Annotated in this window: 9 protein-coding genes and 2 tRNA genes; 10 read left to right on the top strand and 1 reads right to left on the bottom strand. The window is 61.6% G+C overall.

Annotation, left to right across the window (positions count from 1 at the left end):
• The 10 genes from tolA to ACSHWJ_RS02695 all read left to right on the top strand — a co-directional run.
• A partial coding sequence (gene tolA / locus ACSHWJ_RS02740) for a cell envelope integrity protein TolA (protein ID WP_432539255.1) occupies positions 1-648 on the top strand: 648 nt, incomplete at its 5' end.
• 19 nt (positions 649-667) lie between these two features.
• The gene (tolB, locus tag ACSHWJ_RS02735; RefSeq protein WP_017365814.1) at positions 668-1942 is read left to right on the top strand and encodes a Tol-Pal system beta propeller repeat protein TolB; all 1275 of its coding nucleotides are present in this window, start codon (positions 668-670) and stop codon (positions 1940-1942) included.
• A 79-nt stretch (positions 1943-2021) separates the two neighbouring features.
• Positions 2022-2591, top strand: coding sequence for a peptidoglycan-associated lipoprotein Pal (gene pal / locus ACSHWJ_RS02730; RefSeq protein WP_306440755.1), 570 nt, complete (start codon positions 2022-2024; stop codon positions 2589-2591).
• 4 nt (positions 2592-2595) lie between these two features.
• Entirely contained in the window at positions 2596-3453 is an 858-nt protein-coding gene (gene ybgF / locus ACSHWJ_RS02725) for a tol-pal system protein YbgF (protein WP_036246538.1), read from the top strand.
• Positions 3454-3458: 5 nt separating this feature from the next.
• On the top strand, positions 3459-4106 hold the full coding sequence (gene queE / locus ACSHWJ_RS02720) for a 7-carboxy-7-deazaguanine synthase QueE (RefSeq protein WP_017365817.1): 648 nt from the start codon (positions 3459-3461) through the stop codon (positions 4104-4106).
• Complete coding sequence (queC, locus tag ACSHWJ_RS02715; protein WP_432539254.1) at positions 4106-4777, top strand: 7-cyano-7-deazaguanine synthase QueC; 672 nt, start codon at positions 4106-4108, stop codon at positions 4775-4777. The genes queE and queC overlap by 1 nt, the downstream gene beginning before the upstream one ends.
• A 62-nt stretch (positions 4778-4839) precedes the next feature.
• The gene (gltX, locus tag ACSHWJ_RS02710; protein ID WP_432539253.1) at positions 4840-6246 is read left to right on the top strand and encodes a glutamate--tRNA ligase; all 1407 of its coding nucleotides are present in this window, start codon (positions 4840-4842) and stop codon (positions 6244-6246) included.
• A 44-nt stretch (positions 6247-6290) separates the two neighbouring features.
• Positions 6291-6366: transfer RNA gene (locus ACSHWJ_RS02705), tRNA-Ala, on the top strand.
• Between the two features lie 23 nt (positions 6367-6389).
• Positions 6390-6465: transfer RNA gene (locus tag ACSHWJ_RS02700), tRNA-Glu, on the top strand.
• Between the two features lie 499 nt (positions 6466-6964).
• Entirely contained in the window at positions 6965-7354 is a 390-nt protein-coding gene (locus ACSHWJ_RS02695; protein WP_081423411.1) for an exosortase system-associated protein, TIGR04073 family, read from the top strand.
• Positions 7355-7590: 236 nt separating this feature from the next.
• Here the strand turns inward: ACSHWJ_RS02695 and ACSHWJ_RS02690 are convergent, their stop codons facing one another.
• Positions 7591-9513 carry a putative bifunctional diguanylate cyclase/phosphodiesterase gene (locus ACSHWJ_RS02690; RefSeq protein WP_432539252.1) on the bottom strand — a complete coding sequence of 641 codons (1923 nt, stop codon included), beginning with the start codon at positions 9511-9513 and terminating at the stop codon, positions 7591-7593.
• Positions 9514-9681 lie beyond the last annotated feature (168 nt).

Raw genomic sequence — 9681 nt, 5'->3', positions numbered from 1 at the left:
GCCGAGGCGCGGCGCAGAGCCGCGGAAGAAGCCAGGGCCAAGGCGGCGGAAGCCGAGGCGAAACGGAGAGCGGCCGAGGCGGCGCGGGAGAAAGCCGAGGCCGAAGCGCGGGAGAAGGCGGCGGCGGAAGCGGCGGCGCGGAAGAAGGCGGAAGCCGAAGCGAAGGAAAGGGCCGAGGCCGAGGCGCGGCGCAGAGCCGCGGAAGAAGCTAGGGCCAGAGCCATGGCAGAAGCCACGAGGGAGATGGAGGAAGAAGTCAAGGCCAAGGCGGCGGCGGAAGCACGGAAAAAGGCCGTGGAAGATGCCCGGCGCAAGGCCGAATTGGAGGAGCAGTTGAACAACGAACGCAGGGAGCTGGCGGAACGTGAGGCGAACAAATGGGCGAATCGTTACATCAAACCCCGCGTGGAAGGCCTGTGGCTCAAGCCGTCTGCCGCCAGAGGCGGCCTGTTTTGTATAATCCAGGTGAGAACGCTTGGGGATGGAACGGTCGTCGAGGCACGGGTCGTGAAGAGCAGCGGCGATGCCGCCTTCGACCGTTCCGCGGAAAGCGCGGTGAAAAAAGCGTCCCCCCTGCCCATGCCGTCGGATCCCAGGGTTGCCGCGGAGCTGCGTTCTTTCACGTTCAAATTCGAACCTGCCGGTTAGTCGAGTCAAGGTACCAAGCATGAACAAGGCGCGTGCGATCGCCCGTTGGATCTCGTTCCTGTTGCTCATCGCCGCGGGTCAGGTCTGTGCGGAACTCCAGGTTCAGATCAGCCAAGGGGTGGAAGGGGCGATTCCGGTGGCCGTCGTTCCCTTCGCCAACCAGGGAAGCTTGAGCGACTCTCTCAGCCAGATCGTGTCGGCCGACCTGCAGCGCAGCGGGCGATTCAGAACCTTGGCGGAAAGCGCCATGCAGGAGCGGCCGACGGCGCCGGACCAGGTTCAGCAGGCGGCATGGCAGGCTTTGGGCCAGGATTTCGTCGTGGTGGGCCAAATCCGGCCGTCCGGCGACGGCTACGAAGCCGATTTCCATGTCGTCGACGTCATCCGTGGCACGCTGGTCGTCAGCTACAGATTGCCCTTCGGAAGAGCCGAAACCCGCCAAGCCGCCCATCGGATCGCCGACGTCATCTATAAGGCCATCACCGGTGAGCCCGGCGCGTTCGCCACGCGCGTCGCTTATGTCAGCGTGTCGGGTGAGGGCGCCAACCGGCGCTACAACCTGCAGGTGGCGGACACGGACGGCTACAACCCGCAGAGCGTCATCGTCTCGAACGAGCCGATTATGTCGCCGGCCTGGTCGCCCGACGGTACCAAGATCGCCTACGTTTCGTTCGAAAGCCGCAGGTCGGCGATCTACGTTCAGACGCTGGCTACCGGCGAGCGCCGCAAGGTGTCGGATGCTCCGGGTATCAACGGCGCGCCGGCGTTCTCGCCGGACGGATCGCGGCTGGCGCTGACCTTGTCGAAAGACGGCAATCCCGATATCTACGTCATGAACCTGGGATCGGGCGGGCTCACCAGGATCACCGATTACGGCGGGATCGACACCGAACCGAACTGGTCACGGGACGGCCGTTCCATCGTGTTCACTTCCGATCGCGGTGGCAAACCCCAGCTGTATCTGGTGTCGGCAAGCGGGGGACCGGCCGAACGGCTGACGTACGAAGGGGATTACAATGCCCGCGGTGTGTTCTCGCCGGATGGCCGCAGCCTCGCCATGGTGCACGGTAAGGGCGGCGATTACCGGATCGCAGTCATGGATCTGGCCAGCCGTGCGGTTCGGGTTTTGACCAGCGGTCCTTTGGACGAATCCCCGGGCTTCGCTCCCAATGGCAGCATGATTTTGTACGCTGCGCGGCGGGGCCAGCTGGCGGCGGTTTCCATCGACGGCAAGGTCCGTCAGAGTTTGCGGATCGAGGGGGGCGCCGTGCGGGAGCCCGCATGGTCGCCTTGATCTCGATGGCCGAGGCCATAAATCTCGAGATTTCGGAAGGGTAGGCATTATGAATCGCATGAGAACGGGTTTGTTGATTGTGGTTGCGGCATCGCTGCTGACAGCGGGATGCTCCAAGAAGGAAGAAGTGAGACCTGACGATGCGGCCGGCGTGGGGCTCGAGGGCGGCGGCGGTCCGGGCGGGCCCCAGATCGGCAAGTACGGCGCGGGCGGGAACGGCGGCAAGGCGTATGGCGGTACAGGCGGTGCCTATGGCGGTGGGGCATATGGCAGTGGCGGGGGCGATCCCGCACTGAACGATCCTTCCAGCCCGCTCTATAAGCGGGTGATTTATTTCGGCTATGACAGCAGTGAGGTCCTGCCCGAGTACGTGCCGATCGTCAACGCGCACGCCGCTTATCTGGCATCGCATCCCAACGTCACGGTGACGCTGGAAGGGCATTGCGACGAACGCGGCTCGCCCGAATACAACATCGCCCTGGGCGAACAGCGGGCGCGCTCGATCGCCAACACCATGCGCTTTCAGGGGGCGAGCGACGGTCAGATGCAGATCGTGAGTTTCGGCGAAGAGAAACCCGCGGACCCGGGCAGCGGAGAAGCGGCCTGGGCCAAGAATCGCCGTGTCGAGATAGTCTACCCGGGAAACTGATCCGATGAGATCTTTACCTGTTCTGTTCATGTCTTGCGGACTGTCGCTGGCCGTTCCGGTGCAGGCGGAGCAGGGCTACGGCGGCTACGATGCCGGAGGTTACGGCGCGGAGACCTTGGACGAGCGCGTCGCCAAACTGGAAAAGAAGCTTGCCGGCCAGGTGCTGGTGGATCTGAACACTCAGATCGAGCGCCTCCAGCGGGAGTTGGCGAAAACACGCGGCCAACTCGAGGAGGTCAACCACAAGCTTGAGACGCTGAAGAGCCAGCAGCAGGCCATGTACACGGATCTGGATCAGCGGATCCGACAGGGCGCCGGGAGCCCGCCGGCGGCATCGGCCGACGGCGTCGCGGCGGACGCCCCGGACGCCGGAGCCGAGGGGGCCGGGACGGGCGGCGAAACCCGAACCGCGGCCGCGACCCCGGCTCCCGCGCCGACGAGCAGGCCGGTCGCGCCTCCTCCAGCATCCGATGGTGCGGCCCGGGAGGCCGCGTACCAGAGGGCCTTCGGCACGCTCAAGGATGGCAGATTCGCCGAAGCGATCAAGGAGTTCAAGAGTTTCACTGCCCGCTATCCCAGCGGCGACTATGCCGATAACGGCCAGTACTGGCTGGGCGAGGCCCATTACGTCAACCGTGATTTCAGTAGCGCAAAGGAGGCGTTTCAGAAGCTGATCAAGAATTTTCCGCAAAGTGCCAAGGTTCCGGACGCGGCGCTGAAGCTGGCTTACATCGAATCCGACACGGGCCAGATTGCCAGCGCGAGGCAGATGCTGAACGACGTCATCAAGCGTTATCCCGGCTCCAGCGCCGCGAAGCAGGCCGAGAAACGACTTCAGAAGATGCAGCAGGAGAAGCGCTGATCCTCGTGACCGAGACCCTCGTCCGCATCACGGAAATCTTCTTTTCACTCCAGGGCGAAACCCGGACGGTCGGCCTGCCGACCGTATTCGTCCGTCTCACCGGCTGCCCCTTGCGCTGTTCCTACTGCGATACCGCCTACGCCTTCAGCGGCGGCGAACGCATGAGTATTGCTGAAATCGTCGAACGGGTCGGTCGGTACGGCGCCCGCTACGTTACGGTGACGGGGGGCGAACCGCTGGCGCAGAAGGCCTGTCTGCCGCTGCTTACCGCCTTGTGCGACGAGGACTACCAAGTGTCGCTGGAGACCGGCGGGGCGCACGACATCTCGGCGGTTGACCCGCGCGTGGTGCGGGTGGTCGACCTGAAGACCCCCGGCTCGGGCGAAGCGTCCCGCAACCTTTATGCGAATGTCGACGCGCTCCGCCAAGGCGATCAGGTTAAGTTCGTGATCGCCGACCGGCCGGATTACGATTGGGCCGTGGCTAAGCTTGACGAACACCGGCTCGCGGAGCGTTGCGAAATCCTTTTTTCCCCGGTGGCCGGTGCGCTCCAGCCGGCGCAGCTCGCCGAATGGATTCTGCGGGACCGGCTGCCGGTTCGGTTCCAGCTCCAGTTGCACAAGCTGCTTTGGGGCGACACTCCGGGGCACTGATGAAACCTGCCGTAGTCCTGTTGTCGGGCGGACTCGATTCCGCCACCACCTTGGCGATTGCCCGCCGCGAAGGCTTCGCCTGCCATGCCATGAGTTTCGATTACGGCCAACGCCACGGAGCCGAACTCAAGGCCGCGCGGCGCCTCGCCCAGTCCTTGGGGGCAATCGAGCACAAGACCATCCACATCGGCCTCGATGCCATCGGCGGTTCGGCGTTGACGGACTTGCGGATCGCCGTCCCTGATCATCCCCAGAACGGGATTCCGGTCACCTACGTTCCCGCCCGCAACACCGTGTTCCTTTCCTTCGCACTGGGCTGGGCGGAGGTCTTGGGTGCGCTGGACATCTTCATCGGCGTCAATGCCGTGGACTATTCCGGCTATCCGGACTGTCGGCCGGAATTCATCCGCGCCTTCGAGCAGCTCGCCAACCTGGCGACCAAGGTGGGCGTCGAGGGGGGGCGGTTCCGGATCCATACGCCACTGATCGATCTTTCCAAGGCCGATATCATCCGTACCGGTACGGCTCTCGGCATCGACTACGCCATGACGGTATCGTGCTATGCCGCCGATGCGGAGGGTCTGGCGTGCGGAGTCTGCGACTCCTGCCGTCTGCGTCGCCAAGGGTTCGAGCAAGCCGGCATTGCCGATCCGACCCGCTATCGCTCTTGATGCCGCCCGCCCTGTATCATTAACGTCTTTTTGGTTTATTGCTCACCCATCAGGTTCTAGGGATGACCCACCGCACACGTTTCGCACCCAGCCCGACCGGCCACCTGCATATCGGCGGCGCTCGGACCGCTCTGTTCTCCTGGCTGTACGCCCGCAAGCACGGCGGCACCTTCATTCTGCGCATCGAGGATACCGACCTGGAGCGTTCCACTGTCGAATCGGTGAACGCCATTCTCGAAGGTATGACCTGGCTGGGGCTGGAGTATGACGAAGGTCCTTTCTATCAGACCCACCGTTTCGACCGCTACCGGGAGGTGATGGAGCAACTGCTGGAAGAAGGCCATGCCTACCGCTGCTACTGCACCAAGGAGGAACTGGACGAGCTGAGGGCAGGGCAAATGGAGCGCAAGGAAAAACCGCGTTACGACGGTCGTTGTCGCCATCGCAGCGAGCCCAGGCCGGGCGTGCTCCCGGTGATCCGTTTCCGCAACCCGACCGAAGGGGAGGTGGCTTGGGACGATCTGGTGCGCGGGCGCATCGCTTTCCAGAACAGCGAACTCGACGATCTGATCATCGCCCGCTCGGACGGTACCCCGACCTATAATTTCACCGTGGTGGTGGATGACCTCGACATGAAGATATCACACGTCATCCGCGGCGACGATCACGTCAACAACACCCCGCGCCAGATCAATATCCTCAAGGCCCTGGGCGTCGAGCCGCCTCGCTACGGCCATGTGCCGATGATCCTCGGCGCCGATGGCGCACGGTTGTCGAAACGCCATGGCGCGGTGAGCGTGATGCAGTACCGCGACGAAGGTTATCTGCCGGAAGCCTTGCTCAACTATCTGGTCCGTCTGGGCTGGTCCCATGGCGATCAGGAAATCTTTTCGGTCGACGAGATGATCGAGTACTTCGACGCCAACGTGATCAACCACTCGGCAGCTACCTTCAATCCGGACAAGCTGCTCTGGCTCAACCATCATTACCTGATGCATTCCGATCCCGCCCATGTCGCCCACCATCTGCGATGGCATCTGGGGCGTCTGGACATCGATCCGACCGAAGGCCCCGATCCCGTCGACGTGGTGGTAGCCCAGCGCGAACGCTGCAAGACCCTGGTGGAGATGGCTCAGGCCAGCCGATTCTTTTATCGAGACTTCGACGATTACGACCCCAAATCCGCCCAGAAGTATCTGACTGCGGCCAGCGTGCCGGCGCTGGAATCGCTGCGGCGCCATCTGGCCGTCGTCCGGTCATGGGAAAAGGAGTTCCTCCACGCAGTCCTCGTTGCCACAGGGGAGGAGATGGGGCTCAAGCTCGGGGCTGTCGCTCAGCCGCTACGGGTGGCGGTGGCCGGCACCGCCGTGTCGCCACCCATGGATGTCACCCTGCATTTACTGGGTCAATTGCGCACTCTGAATCGCATAGACCGAGCCTTGCAGTACATCGAGGCAAAAAAAGACTAGACAGATATATCCAGCGGCCATATAATGATCGCTCAACTTCGGTTGGGGCCATAGCTCAGCTGGGAGAGCGCAACAATGGCATTGTTGAGGTCGGGAGTTCGATCCTCCCTGGCTCCACCAACTCTAAGTTAGCAGCCAGTCCTGTCCCCATCGTCTAGAGGCCCAGGACACCGCCCTTTCACGGCGGCGACGGGGGTTCGAATCCCCCTGGGGACGCCAGTGAAATCGATCAGTCACGATTCGGGGTGCACACGTGCGGTGTGGTACCCTGCATTCGCTTTTCCAGTTTCTGCACCTGTGCGGAGCGTACGCGCCCGCACACTGGCGTGAACGACGGCGACGCGTGATGCCGTGTTCCGAAGGGCCACGCCCGCGGTGGACGAAATGAGAAAAGATCCACCGTTTCGGCTGCCGATGACCTGGGCGTGGCGATCGGGCACATTAGCATGCTTCAGTTACGATATGATGTCGATGGAATGAGGGAGGCGCGAAGGTCCAATGCTGACCGTCAGCGACGATCACGGCTATCAGCTGCGCTGGATGACGAAAGGAATAGATCGCCATGATCGGTTTCTTTCATCCCCGGCCCTTTCGTGACTCCGCGATCGTCTGATGACCGGTTGGCGGCCGTTAGCCGCGCCAGCTGGAAAAGTACTTGAGCGTTGATCTGGCTTCGCTCCAAAATAGGGTTCTTAACCAGCCTGAGAGGATCGAAATCATGAAGCTCCATGACGCTATGTGTGCCGTGCTGCTCGGTCTGGCTCTCGGCTCGATGTCGATCGAGTCTTGTGCCGATGATTGGGCCAATTACGCCGGCGATGTCGGAGACAAATTCGGACGGGGTCTGGCCAACGCCTCGCTCGGATGGGTGGAAATGGTGAAAGGAGTGGGTATTGCGGCAAGCCATGACGGTCCGGCATTCATCCCGTTTGGTTTCGTAAAAGGTCTCGGCCATACCCTCGGCCGGACCTTGTCCGGCGCCTTCGACGTGGTGACTTTTCCCATCCCCACGGCTCCATTGAGTGATCCGGCGTATGTCTGGGATCGATTCGACCAGGAGACGCAATACGGCTATTTCGAACCCGCTAAGCGGCGATCCTCGAAATGATGATGATGAGCTCGGTCCACCTTCGGTCCGGGCGAATGGGGGAGGACGGGACGAGCTGATCTCATACGAGCCTTCGCGGCACGACACCGTGCGTGCTGCGAATGGCCCGCCCGGCAACAGGACAGAGCCGTGTCATGTACCAAGAGCAGCATGTCCTCGGAGAGGATGAAAGCGGTGGTTCGATCGAATCCCTGATGGCCGAAACCGTCGTTGCGCACTCGTTGCCGAAAGCCGGTTCAATTCATTCCATTTACTTGCGTTATCAGTTTGGCGACATCATCCGCAGGCAGCGGTTTGGCAATGAGAAAGCCTTGGATGGCATCGCAACCCGAGTTTTGCAGCAGGTTTTTCTGGGCGTCGGTTTCCACGCCTTCGGCGATGATTTTCAGTCCAAGGCTGTGGCCGAGCGCGATGATGCCGTCGCAGATCTTGGCATTGCCGTGATCGGTTTCGATGTCGTGAACGAAGGAGCGATCGATTTTCAGACTCTGAATGGGTAATAGTTTGAGGCGCCCCAATGAGGAATACCCAGTGCCGAAATCGTCGATGGAGAGGGTGATTCCATAATCCTGAAGCGATTTCAACAAAGCCTGAACCCGGCTGAGATTTTCCATGATGGCGGATTCGGTGATTTCGAGTTCGATATCAGAGCCGGACAGGCCATGGCGTTCGACGATGGAGCCCAGGGCTTCGAAAAACGACTCGTCCTGCAACTGCTTCACCGAAACGTTGATGGCCATGCGCACGCCCGCGATACCGTCGTTCCGCCAGGCTCGCAGCTGATGGCATGCCCGGTCGATGACCCACAGTCCCAAAGGCAGGATGAGTTTGGTCTCTTCGGCGATGGGTATGAACCGGTCGGGAGCGATGACTCCGAGCAGCGGGTGGCGCCAGCGCAGCAGCGCCTCGACGCTGCAGATGGAGCCGGTGGTCAAATCGATCTGGGGTTGGTAATGGAGTTTGAAGCCGCCGTGCTTCAGTGCATCGCGCAGGCCGTTTTCGATGTCGAGCCGCTCCCGAACGCCGCGGTTGATGGCCTGACTGAAGAACTCGAAGGTGTTGCGTCCCCGCGATTTGGCATGGTACATCGCGGCGTCCGCATGTTTCATCAGTGTCTCAGCGCTGTTTCCGTCGGCTGGGTAAATGGCGATGCCTATGCTTGCGCCGGAGTGCAGCTGATAGTCTTCGACGGTATAGGGGCGGCAAAGGCTTTCCAGGATTCGTTCCGCCATGGCGGCTGAAGTCGTCGAAACCCTGTTGCCGGTGATCACGACGATGAACTCGTCGCCGCCCAGTCGTCCCACCACCTGGCTGCCGGGGACGTTTTCGGTCAGGCGCGCCGCAACCTGTTCCAGCAGCGCATCGCCGATCCGGTGTCCCAGGGTATCGTTGATTCTCTTGAAATTGTCCAGGTCGATGAACATCACCGCGACCTGATTCTGTTCCCGCCGGGCGAGTTCAATCGCCTGTTCGAGGCGTCCGTGCAGGAAGACACGATTGGGCAGGTTGGTGAGCGGGTCGTGATGAGCGAGATGTTTGATCCGGTCTTCCGCTTCCCTGCGCTGGGTGATGTCGCGGAATGCGCCGTGGACGTAGCGTCGCCCGTCCATTTCGAAGGTGCTGCTACTGACTTCCACCGGCACGGTGGTGCCGTCGGCCCTGACCAGCGACAGCTCGATGGTCCCGGTTTTGCCCTGCAGCATGTGGCCGAGGAGATCCGTTTCTGCACCATCGGCATCGTTACCGGTTTGCTGGAGGTTGCACAGGTGCCGGCCGATGATTTCGTTGCGGGACATTCCCAGCAGTGTTTCGGCCTGACGGTTGCAGTCGACCAGGGTTCCTGTCTCGGAATCGGTGACGAGGATGGCGTCGCTGGCGACCTCGATCAAGGTGCGGTAGCGCCGTTCGCTGGCACGGAGTGCCCGGTTCTTGGCCACTTCCTCCTGGCGCCGCCGTTCCAGCTCCTCCATTTTCATGATCGCGGTGACCATGATGGCTGATACGAAAAGTGCAGCCACCATTCCTGTGGCCAGGTAGTCGTAGGTGACTTCACCTTTGAAGAGCAGCCCCATCGCTGCGGTCACGGCTTCGGACATCACGACAGAGGCCAGAATGCCGGCTATCCACAGGTATTTTCCCAAGAGAATGATGAGCGTCACTCTAAAATTCCTGCTTTTCTGCTCTTGCGGTTCGGGATTATCGGATGGATCGGCGTCTGTGTTGCCGACAGCCGCTCCCATGTCTATCGGGCGATTCCTTGAATAAGCCAATTGTATTGTAGCGCCCTCACCACCACAGCCGGCCTTGGTACGATCCGATTCAGATGT

Source organism: Methylococcus sp. S1M, assembly GCF_051295855.1.
GTDB lineage: Bacteria > Pseudomonadota > Gammaproteobacteria > Methylococcales > Methylococcaceae > Methylococcus > Methylococcus capsulatus.
This window is presented reverse-complemented; position numbering and strand designations above follow the sequence as displayed.

Excerpts from the sequence above, each read along its gene's own strand:
- tolB (WP_017365814.1), top strand. The coding sequence starts at position 668 with ATGAACAAGGCGCGTGCGATCGCCCGTTGGATCTCGTTCCTGTTGCTC.
- ybgF (WP_036246538.1), top strand. The coding sequence starts at position 2,596 with ATGAGATCTTTACCTGTTCTGTTCATGTCTTGCGGACTGTCGCTGGCC.
- queC (WP_432539254.1), top strand. The coding sequence starts at position 4,106 with ATGAAACCTGCCGTAGTCCTGTTGTCGGGCGGACTCGATTCCGCCACC.
- gltX (WP_432539253.1), top strand. The coding sequence starts at position 4,840 with ATGACCCACCGCACACGTTTCGCACCCAGCCCGACCGGCCACCTGCAT.
- ACSHWJ_RS02695 (WP_081423411.1), top strand. The coding sequence starts at position 6,965 with ATGAAGCTCCATGACGCTATGTGTGCCGTGCTGCTCGGTCTGGCTCTC.